Source organism: Gilvibacter sp. CC01 (genome assembly GCF_055755295.1).
This window is the reverse complement of record NZ_CM146909.1, coordinates 927,843-944,974: the sequence shown is the minus strand read 5'-3', so window position 1 is coordinate 944,974 and position 17,132 is coordinate 927,843. Positions and strand designations below refer to the sequence as shown.

Genomic DNA, 17,132 nt, shown 5'->3' with positions numbered 1-17,132 from the left:
CAGCTGCCCATGTACCAAAGGGTAGGAGGAGCTGCATATAAGATTGATCTTGCCAATACGCATGTTCTTTGTGATCATTTGGGTAACCCAGAGCAGGGGTTTAAGAGTATTCATGTGGCTGGAACCAATGGAAAGGGTTCATGTAGCCATATGTTAGCTGCTGTTCTTATGGCCGCTGGCTATAAAGTTGGTCTGTATACCTCACCGCATCTCAAAGACTTTAGGGAACGCATTAAGATCAATGGTAAACCCATTAGTAAACGCGACGTTGTTCAATTTGTGGACGAACATAAAGCGTTCTTCGAAAAACAGCAGTTGTCTTTCTTTGAGATGACCGTTGGAATGGCCTTTGATCATTTTAAACGCGAACAAGTAGACATTGCCGTAGTGGAAGTAGGCTTAGGAGGGCGTTTAGACAGTACTAATGTCATCACTCCAGAGGTAAGTGTAATAACAAACATTGGGTTTGATCATATGCAGTTTTTGGGCAACACCTTGGAGGCTATTGCCAAAGAGAAGGCTGGGATCATTAAGCTTGGAATTCCTGTTGTAATAGGAGAGACTGTACCAGAAACCAAAGTGGTCTTTTTGAAGACTGCCGAGTCCTTAGTTGCGCCCATCTACTTTGCAGAATCTACGCCATTCCCTGACTATAAATTAGATCTCAAAGGAAATTACCAGAAGCATAATTCACGAACAGTGCTATTGGCTTTAGAACAGCTTATACTCAGAGGCTATGAGATTCCTGAAGCAGCGATTAAAAAAGGTTTAAAACAAGTTGTTTCTTCAACTGGCTTGTTAGGCAGATGGCAAGTATTGCGGGAATCGCCCACAGTTATTGCCGACACGGCCCATAATAAAGAAGGCCTAACAATTGTTCTCAATCAAATTAAGCAGAGTAGCTATGAGCAACTGCATCTGGTTTTAGGATTTGTGAGTGACAAACAAGTGAATGACTTGGTTGCCATGTTTCCTAGCGAAGCCGTCTATTATTTCTGCGAAGCAAAAATTCCGCGTGCCATGCCGGCTACAGAATTACAGACAATTTTCCAAGCACAAGGACGTAAGGGCAAGGTTTACAGTAGTGTAGGGAGGGCCTTAGGGGCAGCCAAAAGACGCGCCTCGAAAAAGGACCTTATCTACGTTGGAGGCAGTACCTTTACCGTAGCAGAAGTGGTCTAAATTTTTTCTCTAAAAATTATTGTACCAATAAAAAAAGAACCTATATTTGCAACCGCTTAACAAAGCAAGGGCGCGTAGCTCAGTTGGTTCAGAGCACTTGGTTTACACCCAAGGGGTCAGGGGTTCGAATCCCTTCGCGCCCACTTCAAAAACCCATCCATAACGGATGGGTTTTTTTGTGGCCGCTCGGGATTCGAACGGCCAGCCCGCCGGCTGGCTCCTCGAGCAAAATGTCCACTGGACATTTTGTGATCTCTCGGCCCTCTTCGCGCCCAAATCGTACGATTTGAAATATTAATTACCTAATATTTTCTTGCAAAATGCTTTAAGGGTCTGGCTATGCCTGCACTCTCTGAAATCCCAAGATGGCTTTAACTACCTATATAAAATGTTGATAGTGTTTTTGCTGTGGCCGCTCGGGATTCTATCGAACCTTAATATTTTTTGTATTGTAGCGTGCGGAAAACGCAGACCTTAATTTCTAATCACCAATTTTCGGGTGAGTTGTTGTGTATCATTCTTAATTACGACCAGGTAGACACCGTTGGAAAGATTCAGGTCAAAGTTGTTTGTACCCAAAATGAGGGTCTCCTCATAGATAAGTTGTCCGGCTATGTTGTATAAGCTTAATTGCGTGTTTGAAAAGTTATCCAATGCAATATTGAATTGTCCGCGTGAAGGGTTAGGATAAATGTTTACGGATGCAGTGATCGAATTTTCATTGGTGTTCAGTACAGCACTCACGTTTTTATAGAGAAAGGATCCTCTTACAGGAGAGCCTGTGGTGGTGCCTCCAATAACCACGTCTAATAAGCTGTCTCCATCAATATCTGCAACAGCATGAGTAGATAAATAACCACCCACGAATTCGTCGGATAGGACAAAGTTGTTGTCGCCAATATTTTCATAGATATGACTAAAAATATTGGGAAGACCCCCTGTTGCAGAGCCAATTACAAACACATCTAAGTCTCCATCATTGTCAAAATCATTAAAGGAGGTCTCACCACCGGCGCCTAATCCTAGAAATGGAACATCGGTAAGTTGGGTGAAGGTACTGTCGCCATTGTTGCGATAGAATTCAGTTACAAAATCTCCTGTAGTGTTGCTTCCGCAGATAACTAGGTCTAGATCTTCATCCCCGTCGCTATCGGCAGCTGCGATATCACCAAATTCTATTCCATTAAGCCCCGCATCTACTGCAAGAGAGAAATCTCCATTCCCGTCATTGTTATAAAGTCGAGTTGCGATATTTCCTGAACTATCCTGTCCACTTATAATTATATCTAAGTCGTCATCATTGTCGTAATCCGATAGGTCTAATACACCGCTTATGCCTGTGACGCCCATAGTGGTGTCGAGGCTAAAGTTTCCATTCCCATCATTGATATACTTTACAACGTCTTCAATACCACTGTGGCCACCGGAGAATACAATGTCTAGGTCATTGTCACCGTCAATATCTCCAAAGTTGAAATAGCCACTTGTTAAACTCTCAAAGGGTGAGCCCGACACTTCCGTAAAGTTACCACTACCATCGTTAGTGTAGAGTTTAGTCAGTGCAGTTCCTCCATTAGTAAATCCAGAGATCAAAAGGTCTAGGTCTTCATCGGTGTCAATGTTGGCCAAGGCGATCTTACTAGCGCGAATATTCTCAATGCCGTGGTCATTGACTGCAGTAAAGTTTCCAGCGCCATCGTTGAAGTAAAGCGTGGTTAGCGCGCCATGGGTAGAGCCATCGCTCATATTCCCCGAGCCGGTAGCGACCAGGTCCATATCGCCGTCGCCATCTAAGTCGGCAAATTCCATGTCGCCCGTGTCTGTGCCTTGTAAAAAAGGTTGTGGGGCTGCGAGCTCCATTTGTATGGTTTGGGAAATAAGATTGGGTGTGGCGCCAAGAAATAAGGCAGCCATCAGGATTGTCTTTCTCATAGGTTTAGTTAGTTCATCAATAGAACAACTTCTGGTTAAAAACTCCTAACGTAAATGTTAAAATTGTACTTCTCTATTGCTGCGGAGTCTACATGAGCAGGCAATCTACAGTATCGGCCAATATATGCATCAATAGTCCTAGTCCGATCCAATGGAAGGGTTTCTGTAGAAAAAGCATAACGAGGTACACGATCATCGCATAATAGGTATGTAGCGGATGAAAGTTAATGCCACAGCGGTTGGGGTCAAAAATAGGATCTGCTAATAGGTGATCAAGATCTACCAGCATGGTCGCCAGAAAGATCAAATAAGCCTTTTTCCAATCTTTGCGATAGCACAGTAGTGCCACCAGCAAAGGGAATATAAAATGAAGGCCGTAATGGAGTATGGGGCGCAAAATGATGCTAATTTCTTCTCGCCAAAATTATCATTTTATTCATTCAAATCTCAGTGTATTACTTGTTCTTGCCTTTTAGAATAAATATCTTTGTTAGACGGGTCATTAACTCAGTTGGTTCAGAGTGTTACCTTGACAGGGTAGAAGTCACTGGTTCGAATCCAGTATGACCCACGACAAGCAGTATCCCGATGCAAATAGCATCGGGATTTTCTTTTTTCAGACGTCAAAAGCTTGCTTTTGTAAGGCTGGAAGAGAAAATGCAGAAGCAGCGAAGCTGTATCTTAAGGATGCTATTTGCAACTTTGGCGATGACTGTATCACGAGCGCAGCGAGTAATCCAGTAACTTGCTTTCATAAGCGGCCGCGAACAAAAAATCTAAAAAGCTGTGAAACAGCTTTCCGGATTGTATTTTTATGAGTGCGGTTAGATGGATGGCACAGGCAATCCAGATTACGGCGGTGGCGATGACTGTATCACGAGCGCAGCGAGTAATCCAAAACTCCGCGCCAGGGATTGAACGGTATGTTTAAGCTCTCCCGCGCAGGCGGGAAGCGAGTAGTGAAAGCCTGGCCCTGTAGTGGGTATTGAACTCAAACATCCACCGGATGTTTGGTTTTCAACGAAAACTTAGTTCAATAATTTACTACAGGGGGCGCCCAAAAATCACTCCTTGCCCTCTTTCTTTTTAGCGCTGACAGAAAAAGCAGTTCCAAAGGCAGCTCCAAAGGCAATGCCCAAGGATAACCAGAGCCCAATATTTCCAGTAATTGCACCTATGGTGGTGCCAAATGAGATTCCTAATGCAACGCCCAAAGGCAGTGCTACTTCTTTTTTCATACGTTGGTTTTGCTTATTGGACGCTTTTAGCGGTTATTAGTTACGAGCCCCAAAGGTTGGAATAAGTATATCGCGGATAATAAATAGCGGGAATTGTGCTTTTGAGGAGTTATATGCGCCACCTGTAAATACAAAAACCGCTTCGATATCTGGAAAGACAACAATGTATTGTCCGCCGTTTCCACTTGCTGCAAAGCCGGTCAAAGCTTTATTGTTGTGCGGAAAAGCGGTCATCCACCAAAGAAAGCCATATCCGCTATTATCAATAAATGTGTGCTGACTGGTGGATTGTGCTATCCACGCTTCAGAAACCAATTGCTGGCTGTTCCATTGGCCGTTCTGCAAGACCAGTTGCCCAATCTTGGCCATATCTCGCGGAGTCATATACAAACGCTTAGCCGCGCTGATCACCTCCTTTTTAGAAGTGTGGTCCCAGCGGTAGTTAGTAATTCCCAGCGGATCGAATAAGAATTCTTCTGCAAAGGCATCAACACCCATGCCGGTAGCACGCTCTAAAACGGCCATAAGCATTACTGTTCCGATAGAGCAATAGTTACTGACCTCGCCAGGTTCATTGCTCATAGGTAAATCCAATGCGTATTGCAGCCAATCTTTCTTTTTATAAATTCGATCTTCTTGTCCGGCGGAGCTTTTATCGCGGTCGTTACAATCCCAACCAGGAGACATGGTCAGGAGGTGTCTTATGGTGATCTTTTGTTTTCTGAAATCCAGATTCTTTTCGGCTTCTAATGGATATAAATACTTTTGAATAGGATCATCAATGCTGCCAATAAAACCTTGGTCTATGGCAATGCCAATTAGTAGCGATCGGATACTTTTAGTGGCCGATCTCAAGTCATGATGGGCGTTTGCTGATTGATCTGCAAAGTATTCTTCGAATAATAATTCTCCTTTTTGAACCACCAGCAAACTGTGCAATTCATGATCGGCTTCTGGAAGTTTGGCAAACAACTGATAAATCCGACTCGTGTCCAAACCAACTGCTCTTAGGTCCGCAGTTTGCCAGCCGTCGTCAGTAGTTTTGGGCGGTTCATAGGTATAAGACTCCTGTCCGTAAATGTAGGCGGTTACTAAACTCAGTGTAAGGATTAAAAGCTGTCGCATGGACTACAAGATATCCAAAATACGCTCTAAAGCCATTCCTCGAGAACCTTTTATAAGCAGTAAATGGCTATCTATGTTCTGCTGTTGTAAGGCGACTACCAGATCTTCGTATTCGCTGCATTTGATCTGCCCTTTTTTGGCTTCAACCCCATAAAAGTTGGCGCCGACCAAGAATACACGGTCAAAGGCGAGTTTGTGCGCAAGATCAGCTATAGCTTGATGTTCTTCTGCTGCCGTTGGCCCGAGTTCGAACATATCGCCCAAGATCACCGTTTTAGGCGCTTCACTGCTCAAGGCCTTAAAACTTTCTAAGGTCGCTTCCATACTGCTCGGATTGGCGTTGTAGGCGTCTAATAAGATCTTATTGCGGGCTTTGTTTATCCATTGGGAGCGATTATTCTCCGGATTGTAGCTTTCTATTCCGGTTTTTATTTGCTGCGGACTCAAGCCAAAATGTAAACCTATGCCAATTGCGGCGCGTATGTTTTTAGCGTTGTGCTGGCCAATAAGGTGGCTTTCTATAGCCAGCTCATCTAGCGTAAAGATCACCCGTGGATTCGTTGCTTTGAGGGTCAACTGATACCCTTGCATTCCTGCCCCTATCACAACGCGATCTATATTTTCTGTCAGCTCCATTTGTTTAGGGTCGTCGCCGTTGACAAAAACCGTTTTATTTCTAGTAGCTATATTTCTGTAGAGTTCGGACTTGCCTTTAATTACACCTTCTATTCCGCCAAAGCCTTCTAAATGGGCTTTTCCAAAATTGGTTATAAAGCCGTAATCTGGTTCGGCTATAGCGGCTAGGTCTGCGATCTCTCCTTGGTGGTTGGCTCCCATTTCAACAATGCCAAAATTGTGCTCCGCAGTAAAACTCAATAAGGTCAATGGGACACCTATATGATTGTTGTAATTTCCAGAAGTGGCCTTTAGGTTGAATTTTTGAGACAGGACGGCTGCGATAAGCTCTTTAGTGGTTGTTTTGCCGTTGCTTCCGGTCAATGAAAGTATGGGCAAGCCAAGAGTTCTTCTATGGTGTGTAGCCAGGGCCTGTAGTGCCTTTAAGCAATTGTCAACTAAGAAATACTTGTCGCTTCCAACATCTTGGTATTCTGACTGATCGATCACCACGGCCAGAGCGCCTTCTTCCAAGGCTTTGGCAGCGAACATATTGCCGTTGAAGTTTGGTCCGGAAAGCGCAAAGAAGATCTGCTCCGGTTCCAATTTTCTGGTGTCTGTGCAGACGCCAGCACTTTGACAAAAGGTTTGGTATAGCTTCTCTAGATTCATCAGCAACAAAAATAAAGCAAGTGAGGGTCAAAAAAAAAAGCCCTGTCGTTAATTACAGGGCTTTTAAATTTATCGTGTGTTCCTAGTTTCTAGGACGTTTTTTGTCTTTGGATTTAGATCCTACACGAGACATCGCACAGCGGAAACCGATATAATCAGTTGCCATATCCTGTGGGAAGAAGCGGCGTTGGGCCGGATCTAACCAGTAGTCGCGATCTCTCCAAGATCCACCCTTATAAACGCGAACTTCGTTATTGATAAGTGAGGTACGCTTGTTAGATTCGTCGTACTGACGGTTTAAGCTACCTGATTCATCGTCAGTTCCAACCAAGTGCTTAGGCGAATTGTACATTCGCTTTTCGTCGTCGTACTCCACATCGTCGTTAAACGATTCGAAGTAACGCGTAGAACGCTTGTCACCATCGCGATAGTCACGGTTGTCACTCTTGTCGAAGTTTGTTCTTAGGTAAGTCTCTTCTTCGTCTACAGGAACCTGAAGGATCTCACCTGGCAAGTTACGCGCCACGATCTTTCCGTTGTTCAGGGTATCCCAAACGATAGAGTCTGCAGTTACTATCTTAACTTTTCCGTCTGCATCAATGTAGTTCTTGGTGTAAACGTTACCACGGTAGTAGTTAAAGTCGTTGAATTCGTCGTCTACGATAGGACGATAGATATCTGCAACCCATTCTGCAACGTTACCGGCCATGTCGTAAAGCCCGTAATCGTTAGGGTCGTAAGACTTAACCTCTGCAGTGATGTCTGCACCATCGTCGGACCAACCTGCGATTCCTCCGTAGTCACCATCGCCTTGCTTAAAGTTAGCCAATTGGTCACCACGGCTTCTGCGTTGTCCGGAACGTGTGTATTGTCCGTCCCACGGATATTTTTTACGTCCGCGATATACGTTGTAAGAACGTAGACCTACTAAACCTAGAGCAGCGTATTCCCACTCAGCTTCAGTTGGTAGGCGGTAGGCTGGCAATAGTAAGCCATCCTTACGCTGTACATATAGATCTGTACTGTCGGTATTTCTTTTCATTAAAGAAGCAGAGCGCTTACCACCACGTGTAATTGAATCGTTCCCTCCGTAGGCAAGAGATGGAGCGTTCAAATAAGTTTGGGTGCTGAAAGCCTGACCTTCTTCAACGTTTAACTTGGCGCCGCGAGCCGTAAAGCCTTCTTGCTCCAAGATCAATTCGTTAACACGGTCGGTTCTCCAGTTGCTGAACTCTGTTGCTTGTACCCAACTCACACCAACCACAGGATATTCTGCATAGGCCGGGTGTCTCAGATAGTTGTTGGTCATAACTTCGTTAAAACCAAGACGGTTTCTCCAAACCAAAGTGTCTGGAAGAGCTCCGTTGTAGATCTTTTTGTAATTGTCGTTTTCCGGCGGGAATACACTCTTAATCCAATCCAGGTATTCGAGATACATTACGTTAGTAACCTCGGTCTCGTCCATGTAAAATGACTGAACGTGTTGCTGGGTTGGAGAGTTGTTCCAGTCGTGCATTGGGTCGTCTTGAACACGGCCCATGGTAAAGGTACCACCCTCGATAAATACAAGGCCTGGTCCAGTTTCCTGTTCTTTCGCTTTGGGATTGTACTGAAAGCCACCTTCTTTGGAATTCATCTTCCAACCTGTAGCACGCGAACTGCTTTTGTAGTCGCGGGATTTACTACAGCTAAAGATGATCGTGCTCAGGAATACAATAGCTAATAGCTTAAGTATTGTTGGTCGTTTCATGTTTTAGTTCTGTTAAGAAATGGGTTCGCAATATAGTAAATAACGTCATATCTGCAACATTATTTCTTTATCGATACTCGCAATGGCCCGTAGGCCATAGGATAACGCTGTATTTGCAACTTTAGTATACAGTGCACAAAAAAAAAGAGTTTGAACCCTTACTTTTGTAGATACTAATACGTCAATTCCGACGTTTTGAATGTGATGACCAGAAAAATTGCTATTCTTTTAATGGTATTGCCGTTATGGGTATTTGCGCAGCAGCAGGCTGTGGTCTTGCCTTGGCAATCTCAAAATCAACTCGATCAACCAGCCGACTCCAATGCTTTGCTATCTGTAGAGCAGTTGCTCGATACAGATGGATATACTTTCTATAAGCAGTGGAAAGACAACGGGATCGTAAATCCAAATTCGCTGCAGATCAGCAATATTAGATATGCGCCTCTGACCGCTGCAGAGCGTCGCGGACTTATTGCGGCTTATGTGCCTAAAGACGTTCAGGCCTCGATCACCACGGCAATTGCCCGTGATGTGCGTTATACGGTGCTATCTATTAGTCCGGTGGTTCGTCGAAATGGTCGTCTGGAAAAGGTAGTTTCTTTTGCTGCGGATTTTAACTACCAAGGCAGTGCTGCACCAAAGAGTGTAGCCTTACCGATAACGAATTCAGTTTTGGCCAGCGGAAGCTGGTATAAGTTTAAGGTAGATAAGACCGGAGTATATCGTATTAGCAAGAGCTTCTTGAGTTCTTTGGGGATGAACACCGACGCTATAGACCCAAGTGCGATCAAAGTATATGGTCACGGTGGGAAACCATTGCCTTTGCGCAACAACGAGAACGATGCTTATGACCTGCCAGAAGTGGCCATTCAAATTATAGGTGGTGACGACGGTAGTTTTGATTCTGGAGACGAGATACTCTTTTATGGAGTAGGTACGCGCGGATACATTCAAGAGTTAGATACCAATATCAATCCGTATTCTGACGATGCCTTCTATTATATTACGGCAAGTCCGGGCCCTGGGCGTCGCATTGCTAATCTAACAGAACCGGACGGACCTCCGACTTCCCTGATTAGTCAATTTGACGATTACCAGTTCTTTGAAGAAGATGAATTCAGTATAGTCAATGTGGGGAGACGTTGGTTTGGCAATCCTTTTGAGGTAGAAAGTGAGCAAACCTTCGATTTTGAGTTTCCTAATATCGTGGGAGGTACTCCCATGAGTGTTACCGTTCGTGCTGCAGCTGCCTCAGAATCGGTCACCAATATGGATGTTCAAGTAAATGGGACCTCTCAAGACGTTTTGACCTTTACGGCCATTGGAGATGTTAATTTGGCATCCGGAGACAATTATATAGGTACAGTAAACGCCAGTGGTGATGAGGTCAGCGTAACCCTTACATATAACAACGCTGGAAACCCAGCCAGTTTTGCGTTTTTAGATTATATCGGGATCACCGCAAAAAGACAATTGAGCGGAACAGATACGCAGATCGCTTTTCGGTACAATGATGCCGCGGGGATGTCTGGAATAGGGCAGTATACCTTCAATAACGCGAGCGGCTATACCCAGATATGGGATGTGACCGATCCGAGAAATCCACTGCGCAAAGAAACCCAAGGTGAAGCGACGGTAAATCTAAAGGCCAATTTGGGGCAGATTAGGCAATATGTGGCCGTTACACCAAACGACTATTTCAGTCCTATCCGCGCCAACGAGACCTTTGTACCCAATCAAAACTTGAAAGGAACCTTGATGCAAGATTCCAACGGTAACTTTCAAGACATTGACTATCTGATAGTAGCTCCGCCTTTTATGATGCAGCCTGCACTGCGATTGGCGGCCCATAGAGCAGATCGTGACGGTTTGCGCGTTAAAGTGGTCTCTACAGATAGGATCTATCAGGAATTCAGCTCTGGCGCACAAGATATTGGGGCCATTCGAAATTTAGTCAAGTATTTATATGACAACGCCTCCTCCGCAGACAACCGTATCAAGTATCTCTGCTTGTTTGGGGATACCTCTGTCGATTATAAGGACAGACTCAGCAACAATAATAATATAGTTCCGACCTATCACGATTTTAATAGCTTCAATACCCTGTCGGGTTATATGTCCGATGATTTTTACGGGATGATGGATCCGGTAGAGGGAAGAATGACCTCCACAGAACTCTTAGATATTGCAGTTGGTCGTGTCGTGGCCGATGATATCGCTTTGGCCAATGCCATGGTAGACAAACTCATTGCCTATGATGCCAAAGCGTCTTTTGGAAATTGGCGCAACAACTTTGTTTTGGTGAGCGACGACGTAGACGAGGCTTGGGAATATACCACTTTGGAGGTGAGTCTGGACAATTTGGGAGACGATATTGCTGCCAATAAACCCTATGTAAATGTAAAGAAGATCCATACGGATGCCTTTTTACAGGAAACCTCGGCGGGAGGAAACCGCTACCCAGACGTGAACGAAGAAATTGTCAATGCTTTAGATGTTGGGGCTTTGGTGCTAACGTATTTGGGGCATGGAGGAGAAGACGGACTTGCTAAAGAATTTATATTTACTAAAGATGATGCAGAAGGTTTGCAGAACACGAACCGCTATCCTTTGATCACGACAGTGACCTGTGAATTCTCTCGTTTTGACAATCCTTTACGACCAACGGCTGGAGAGTTCACCTACTGGAATGAAAATGGAGGCGCGATAGCATTGATCACCACTACGCGTACCATTAGTGTATCCTTAGGGGTTGAGTTCAACAACAGATTGGCTCCTTTCTTGTTTGCCTTTGGGAGTGATACTTTTGATGCCCCTGCGGAGTCCTTGCGCAAGGCCAAGAATGTGATCTCTAGCGGCAACCGACGCGTAGTTTTTTATGTAGGCGACCCGGCGATGAAACTCGCCTTCCCGGAGCAACAAATTCGCTTGCGAACTTTGAACGATCAGCCCATAGCAACAGCCACAGATACATTAAAAGCTTTAAGTCGTGTTAAGCTTGGCGGAGAAGTGCTCTCCCCAAGTGGAGCTCCATTGCCGGACTACAGCGGGGTGGCACAGATCAAAGTATTTGATAAGAATGTGCAACGCCAAACCCTTGGAAACGATGGTGTTACTGGAACAGACGGAACCTTGCTAATTCTGGATTACCAGACACTGGGAGCAGGACTCTTTAACGGGCAGGCCACGGTGACCAATGGACAGTTTGAGGTTGAATTTGTAGTGCCTCGAGATATTTCGCAGCCCGTGGGTAACGGAAGAGTGAGTCTCTATTCAGAGAAAAATGCTGTCTTTGAAGATCAGACCGGCTTTAACGAAGATATCCGGGTGGGAGGTTTGGATGAAAATGCTCCCGATGACAATATCGGTCCGGAGATCATGCTGTTTATGAATGACGAGAGTTTTGTCAATGGAGGAATAACCAATGATTCTCCTATCCTTATTGCAAAGCTCATGGATGAACACGGAATCAATACCGCCAGTGGTATTGGTCACGATATGGTCGCTATTTTAGACGGAGATGAGTCTAATCCTATTGTACTGAATGATTATTACTTGGCAGGTGTAGATGACTTTACGCAAGGTACAGCCAATTATCGCTTAAAGAACTTAGAAGAAGGGCCTCATACCCTGACCTTAAAGGCGTGGGATACCTATAATAATTCCAGTACAGCCGACATTCAATTTGTGGTGGCTGGCGATGATGAACTCCGATTGGAGCGGGTGTTAAACTATCCGAACCCCTTTGTGAACTATACAGAGTTTTGGTTCAACCACAACCGACCCTTTGAACCCCTAGAGGTGCAAGTGCAGGTATTTACTGTGAGTGGTAAAGTGGTCTGGACCAAAAACCAAGTGGTCACCACAGACGGATTCTTGTCTCGAGATATCGTTTGGGACGGGCACGATGATTTTGGAGATCGCATCGGAAAAGGGGTCTATGTCTATAAACTAACAGTAAAATCAACTTTGACCAATCAGCAAGTAGAGAAATACGAAAAACTGGTGGTCCTTTAATTTCAAACCGTGAAGTCCTTGAAAAAGTTCAAATGACTTCGAAAAATAAATTTATATTTGCTCAAACGACAATATCTCATGAAGAAAATATGTTTAGCCCTTGTGATCTGTTTTATCGCAGGGAAGTCACTAGCCCAAGAAACTGCTCAGCAACGGGTTATCACTACAGGAGTTCCTTTTTTATTAATTGGTGCTGATGCACGTGCGGCAGGTCTTGCCGATATGGGTGTAGCTACCGGAGCTGATGTTTTTTCACAGCAATGGAATCCTGCAAAATATTCCTTTGCCCTTTCTAAGCAAGCCATTGGGGTGACTTATACTCCCTATCTGAGTCAGCTAGTAAACGATATCTTTTTGGGTAACGTAACCTATTACAACCGCATCAATGAGCGCTCTGCCATTGGAGCTTCTTTCCGTTACTTCAGCAATGGAGAGATCGAACTGAGAGAAACTGCAGGACAAGAGCCATTGATAGTACGTCCTAACGAATTCGCTTTGGATGTTTCTTATTCATTGCGTTTAAGTGATCGTTTCTCTATGGCAGTTGCCGGACGTTTTATCAACTCTAACCTGCGTTTTGACCAAGTGAACGACGCGAGTGCGGCAAGTACTTTTGCTGTAGACATTGCTGGTTACTATCAATCTGAAGAGATTGCTTACAACAGCTTCGACGGACGTTGGAGAGCTGGTTTCAACATTTCTAACATCGGTCCTAAGTTGAGCTACGGAGACGACGCTCCAGATAACAACATTCCGACCAACCTTTCTATTGGTGGTGGATTCGATTTCATTTTAGACGAATACAACCGCATTCAGGTGATGGCTGAGATTGATAAGCTTTTGGTGCCAACACCTCGCGACTTTAACGGCGATGGTGTAATTAACCAAGAAGATGCGCAAGAGTACGAAGACATTAGCTTCTTCTCTGGTATCTTTGAGTCTTTTGGAGATGCTCCAGACGGCTTCTCAGAAGAGCTGAAAGAAATGCAATGGGCTTTAGGTGCAGAATACTGGTACCAAGACGTATTTGCCTTTAGAGCTGGATATTTCAACGAAAGCGAGGATAAAGGTTTCCGTAAGTTCTTTTCTTTAGGAGCCGGATTCAAATACACCTCCTTGGCATTTGATGTGTCGTATCTTTTCTCTACTTCACGTTCGGTAAGTCCGTTAGAAGGAACACTTCGTTTTGGGTTGACCTTCAACTTCGGAGATACTTACGACGAGTACTAGAAAAACAAAAACATTCAAAAAGGCTACCTTTCGGGTAGCCTTTTTTTATGAAGGTCATTTGAACCTTTCTAAGTCAGAAAAGTACAAATGACTTCTTATCTTTAGTAACTCATTGAGCGAAATGAAAGAACAGAAGATTACAACCAGTTTTGAAGTATATCCCGACTTGGAAGCCTTGCCGGGTGAGGCCAAGTTTCTCATGCAAAAGGCCATAGCCGCTCGCGAGCAGGCTTATGCGCCTTACTCGAAGTTTAAAGTAGGTGCAGCAGTCGCTTTAGAGAACGGGGTTTATGTTATCGGTAGCAATCAGGAGAATGCAGCCTATCCAACAGGGCTCTGCGCAGAACGTGTTGCAGTTTTTAGTGCTGGGGCAAATCACCCCGGAGTCACTATTACTCAAATAGCAATTACGGCAGCCGCTTCTGACTACGAACTCAGCGAGCCTGTTACCTCATGTGGAGCTTGCAGACAAGCATTGTTGGAATATGAGCACAAACAAGATTCACTTATAGAGATATTCTTTATGGGAGCGAGTGGTACGGTGGTAAAAACCAAGTCCGTAGCCAATCTTTTGCCATTAAATTTCAACAGTTCTTACCTCTAAAACGTTTTCGTTACGAAAATTAATTTTCGGGGTTTTTCTTATCCTTGGGAAAACCGTATTTTTGTTCTTCTGTTACTGAAAAATTGTACTGAATAATTCAGAGCTAACAATGAAAAAAATCACCAAAAAAACATACCTCGACTGGTACGAAAACATGCTTTTCTGGAGAAAGTTCGAGGATAAGCTTGCACAGGTTTACATCCAACAAAAGGTTAGAGGGTTCTTACACCTCTACAACGGTCAAGAGGCTGTTCTCGCGGGAGCGCTTCACGCCATGGACCTGAGTAAAGATAAAATGATAACTGCTTATCGTAACCACGTGCAGCCAATCGGGATGGGAGAAGATCCTAAACGCGTTATGGCAGAGCTCTACGGAAAAGCAACAGGAACCTCTCAAGGACTTGGAGGGTCTATGCACATCTTCTCTCCAGACAAAGGTTTCTACGGAGGTCACGGTATTGTGGGAGGTCAGATTCCATTAGGAGCTGGTTTAGCCTTTGCCGAAAAGTATTTTGATAAAGGAGGCGTGGTACTCACCTATATGGGAGACGGCGCAACACGTCAAGGTTCTTTACACGAGACATTCAACTTGGCCATGCTTTGGAACCTACCAGTAGTTTTCTGTGTTGAAAATAATGGTTATGCCATGGGAACTTCTGTCGAGCGTACCGCCAATCACTCGGAGATCTGGAAACTCGGTTTAGCATATGAGATGCCTTGTAAAGCTATCGATGGTATGAAGCCAGATGTAGTGGCTCGTGAAATGGATGAAGCTATAGAACGTGCACGCAGTGGTGGAGGACCAACTTTCTTGGAGATCAGGACCTATCGTTACCGCGGTCACTCCATGAGTGATGCGCAGCATTACCGGACCAAAGAAGAGGTTGCAAAAATGCAAGATCAGGATCCGATAGCATATGTATTGGATATCATCTACAAGAAAAAATACGCCACAGAAGAAGAAGTGGCTGCAATTGACCAGCGCGTTAAGGACTTGGTTGCCGAATGCGAGAAATTCGCAGAAGAATCACCGTATCCAGACAAGAACGTGATGTACGACGTAGTATACGAACAAGAAGATTATCCTTTTTTACCGCATAAACTATAACAATGGCTACAGTAATAAACATGCCCAGATTGAGCGACACCATGGAAGAAGGTGTGGTGGCAAAATGGTTGAAGCAGGTAGGAGACTCTGTTGCAGAAGGAGATATTCTGGCGGAGATCGAGACCGACAAAGCAACCATGGAGTTTGAGTCTTTCTATGAAGGGACCTTGTTGCATATCGGGATAGAAGAAGGAGAGACCGCCGCGGTAGATACTTTATTGGCTATCATTGGCGAGTCTGGTGAAGATATTTCAGGATTGCTAAATGGAGCAGCTTCTACGGATGATTCCAAGGCACAGGCCGAAGACGCCTCTGCATCCGAAGCAACCCAAGAAGAAGCCCCTGCCAGCGACGATGGAGGTGCTGTGAATATTCCAGATGGGGTAGAGGTAATTACCATGCCGCGTCTGAGTGATACCATGGAAGAAGGAACTGTAGCGACCTGGCTTAAAAAAGAAGGAGACGAAGTAGCAGAAGGCGATATCTTGGCCGAGATAGAGACCGATAAGGCCACTATGGAATTCGAATCCTTTTATGCAGGAACGCTTTTAAAGATCGGAATTCAAGAAGGAGGTACTGCTCCTGTAGATGAGGTATTGGCTATCATCGGCCCAAAAGGAACCGATGTAAGCGGAATCCTTGAAAACTATAACAAGTCTGGTGCTAAACCGGCTGCCAAAGAAGAAAAGAAGGCTGAAGCTCCCGCTCCTAAACAAGAAGCTAAGGCTGAGGCTCCAAAACTGGCAGCAGCTCCTGCGCCAGCGCCAACTACCAACAATACTGGTGGGCGTTTGTTCGTGTCTCCACTTGCTAAGAAATTGGCAGAGGAGCGCGGAATTAATTTAGCCACAGTACAAGGAAGTGGCGAGAACGGCCGCATCATCAAGAGAGATATCGAGAATTACCAACCGGCTGCAGCTGGAGCCCAAGCTTATGTGCCAGTAGGCGAAGAAAGCTTTGAAGAGGTTAAGAATTCTCAGATGCGCAAGACCATTGCCAAGCGTTTAGGAGAGTCTAAATTTACCGCACCGCACTACTATTTGACCATAGAATTAGACATGGATCATGCTATTGCGGCGCGTAAGGCTATTAATTTGGATCCGAATGTGAAGATATCCTTTAACGATATGGTAGTTAAAGCTTGTGCCATGGCGCTTAGAAAACATCCACAAGTCAACACACAATGGGCTGGCGATGTAACGCGTATAGCCAAGCATATCCATATTGGAGTTGCCGTAGCTGTAGACGAAGGCCTGCTTGTACCGGTATTGAAGTTTGCTGATCAAATGACTTTCTCTCAGATTGGTGCCAATGTTAAAGAGCTTGCTGGTAAAGCCAGAAACAAAAAACTCACTCCACAGGAAATGGAAGGCAGTACCTTTACAGTTTCTAACTTAGGGATGTTCGGAATTCGAGAATTCACCTCGATCATCAATCAGCCGAACTCTGCAATTCTATCTGTAGGAGCTATTGTGCAAAAGCCAGTTGTTAAAGACGGAGCTATTGTACCTGGTAATGTAATGACAGTGACGCTTGCTTGTGACCACAGAACTGTGGACGGAGCAACAGGAGCGGCTTTCTTGCAGACCCTGAGAACTTATATTGAGAATCCGGTTACGATGTTCGTTTAAGGGCATCAGCACCGATAAACTATAAATA

The 17,132-nt window shown here is 44.7% G+C and carries 12 protein-coding genes and 2 tRNA genes; 8 read left to right on the top strand and 6 right to left on the bottom strand.

Going from position 1 to position 17,132, the window contains the following annotated elements:
• The first annotated feature begins 9 nt into the window (after positions 1 to 9).
• Positions 10 to 1,182, top strand: a complete 1,173-nt coding sequence (locus AC0J2F_RS04480; RefSeq protein ID WP_473009026.1) for a bifunctional folylpolyglutamate synthase/dihydrofolate synthase — start codon at positions 10 to 12, stop codon at positions 1,180 to 1,182.
• 68 nt (positions 1,183 to 1,250) lie between these two features.
• A tRNA-Val gene (locus AC0J2F_RS04475) sits at positions 1,251 to 1,325 on the top strand.
• A gap of 331 nt (positions 1,326 to 1,656) precedes the next feature.
• On the opposite strand, the gene AC0J2F_RS04470 is transcribed toward AC0J2F_RS04475, so the two are convergent.
• Complete coding sequence (locus AC0J2F_RS04470) at positions 1,657 to 3,114, bottom strand: T9SS type A sorting domain-containing protein (RefSeq protein ID WP_473009025.1); 1,458 nt, start codon at positions 3,112 to 3,114, stop codon at positions 1,657 to 1,659.
• A gap of 88 nt (positions 3,115 to 3,202) precedes the next feature.
• Positions 3,203 to 3,511 (bottom strand): DUF6122 family protein, encoded by a 309-nt coding sequence (locus AC0J2F_RS04465; RefSeq protein WP_473009024.1) that lies wholly within the window; start codon positions 3,509 to 3,511, stop codon positions 3,203 to 3,205.
• A 99-nt stretch (positions 3,512 to 3,610) separates the two neighbouring features.
• Here AC0J2F_RS04465 and AC0J2F_RS04460 point away from each other — a divergent pair.
• Positions 3,611 to 3,685: transfer RNA gene (locus AC0J2F_RS04460), tRNA-Val, on the top strand.
• 493 nt (positions 3,686 to 4,178) lie between these two features.
• On the opposite strand, the gene AC0J2F_RS04455 is transcribed toward AC0J2F_RS04460, so the two are convergent.
• The 4 genes from AC0J2F_RS04455 to gldJ form a co-directional block, all read right to left on the bottom strand.
• Positions 4,179 to 4,352, bottom strand: a complete 174-nt coding sequence (locus AC0J2F_RS04455) for a glycine zipper domain-containing protein (protein ID WP_374957697.1) — start codon at positions 4,350 to 4,352, stop codon at positions 4,179 to 4,181.
• Between the two features lie 36 nt (positions 4,353 to 4,388).
• Positions 4,389 to 5,477, bottom strand: a complete 1,089-nt coding sequence (locus AC0J2F_RS04450; RefSeq protein ID WP_473009023.1) for a serine hydrolase domain-containing protein — start codon at positions 5,475 to 5,477, stop codon at positions 4,389 to 4,391.
• A gap of 3 nt (positions 5,478 to 5,480) precedes the next feature.
• The gene (locus AC0J2F_RS04445; protein WP_473009022.1) at positions 5,481 to 6,764 is read right to left on the bottom strand and encodes a UDP-N-acetylmuramoyl-tripeptide--D-alanyl-D-alanine ligase; all 1,284 of its coding nucleotides are present in this window, start codon (positions 6,762 to 6,764) and stop codon (positions 5,481 to 5,483) included.
• Between the two features lie 82 nt (positions 6,765 to 6,846).
• Positions 6,847 to 8,514, bottom strand: a complete 1,668-nt coding sequence (gene gldJ, locus AC0J2F_RS04440; protein ID WP_473009021.1) for a gliding motility lipoprotein GldJ — start codon at positions 8,512 to 8,514, stop codon at positions 6,847 to 6,849.
• Between the two features lie 204 nt (positions 8,515 to 8,718).
• Here gldJ and porU point away from each other — a divergent pair, with 204 nt between their 5' ends.
• The 5 genes from porU (at position 8,719) to AC0J2F_RS04415 (ending at position 17,104) form a co-directional block, all read left to right on the top strand.
• Positions 8,719 to 12,531 carry a type IX secretion system sortase PorU gene (gene porU, locus AC0J2F_RS04435; protein WP_473009020.1) on the top strand — a complete coding sequence of 1,271 codons (3,813 nt, stop codon included), beginning with the start codon at positions 8,719 to 8,721 and terminating at the stop codon, positions 12,529 to 12,531.
• A 78-nt stretch (positions 12,532 to 12,609) separates the two neighbouring features.
• Positions 12,610 to 13,761 (top strand): type IX secretion system outer membrane channel protein PorV, encoded by a 1,152-nt coding sequence (gene porV, locus AC0J2F_RS04430; RefSeq protein WP_473009019.1) that lies wholly within the window; start codon positions 12,610 to 12,612, stop codon positions 13,759 to 13,761.
• A 121-nt stretch (positions 13,762 to 13,882) separates the two neighbouring features.
• Positions 13,883 to 14,365, top strand: a complete 483-nt coding sequence (gene cdd, locus AC0J2F_RS04425) for a cytidine deaminase (protein WP_473009018.1) — start codon at positions 13,883 to 13,885, stop codon at positions 14,363 to 14,365.
• A 109-nt stretch (positions 14,366 to 14,474) separates the two neighbouring features.
• Positions 14,475 to 15,473, top strand: coding sequence for a pyruvate dehydrogenase (acetyl-transferring) E1 component subunit alpha (gene pdhA / locus AC0J2F_RS04420; RefSeq protein WP_473009017.1), 999 nt, complete (start codon positions 14,475 to 14,477; stop codon positions 15,471 to 15,473).
• A 2-nt stretch (positions 15,474 to 15,475) separates the two neighbouring features.
• Entirely contained in the window at positions 15,476 to 17,104 is a 1,629-nt protein-coding gene (locus tag AC0J2F_RS04415; RefSeq protein WP_473009015.1) for a pyruvate dehydrogenase complex dihydrolipoamide acetyltransferase, read from the top strand.
• The last annotated feature ends 28 nt before the right edge of the window (positions 17,105 to 17,132 follow it).

Excerpts from the sequence above, each read along its gene's own strand:
- AC0J2F_RS04480 (WP_473009026.1), top strand. The coding sequence starts at position 10 with ATGTACCAAAGGGTAGGAGGAGCTGCATATAAGATTGATCTTGCCAAT.
- AC0J2F_RS04470 (WP_473009025.1), bottom strand. The coding sequence starts at position 3,114 with ATGAGAAAGACAATCCTGATGGCTGCCTTATTTCTTGGCGCCACACCC.
- AC0J2F_RS04455 (WP_374957697.1), bottom strand. The coding sequence starts at position 4,352 with ATGAAAAAAGAAGTAGCACTGCCTTTGGGCGTTGCATTAGGAATCTCA.
- AC0J2F_RS04450 (WP_473009023.1), bottom strand. The coding sequence starts at position 5,477 with ATGCGACAGCTTTTAATCCTTACACTGAGTTTAGTAACCGCCTACATT.
- AC0J2F_RS04445 (WP_473009022.1), bottom strand. The coding sequence starts at position 6,764 with ATGAATCTAGAGAAGCTATACCAAACCTTTTGTCAAAGTGCTGGCGTC.
- gldJ (WP_473009021.1), bottom strand. The coding sequence starts at position 8,514 with ATGAAACGACCAACAATACTTAAGCTATTAGCTATTGTATTCCTGAGC.
- porU (WP_473009020.1), top strand. The coding sequence starts at position 8,719 with ATGACCAGAAAAATTGCTATTCTTTTAATGGTATTGCCGTTATGGGTA.
- porV (WP_473009019.1), top strand. The coding sequence starts at position 12,610 with ATGAAGAAAATATGTTTAGCCCTTGTGATCTGTTTTATCGCAGGGAAG.
- cdd (WP_473009018.1), top strand. The coding sequence starts at position 13,883 with ATGAAAGAACAGAAGATTACAACCAGTTTTGAAGTATATCCCGACTTG.
- pdhA (WP_473009017.1), top strand. The coding sequence starts at position 14,475 with ATGAAAAAAATCACCAAAAAAACATACCTCGACTGGTACGAAAACATG.
- AC0J2F_RS04415 (WP_473009015.1), top strand. The coding sequence starts at position 15,476 with ATGGCTACAGTAATAAACATGCCCAGATTGAGCGACACCATGGAAGAA.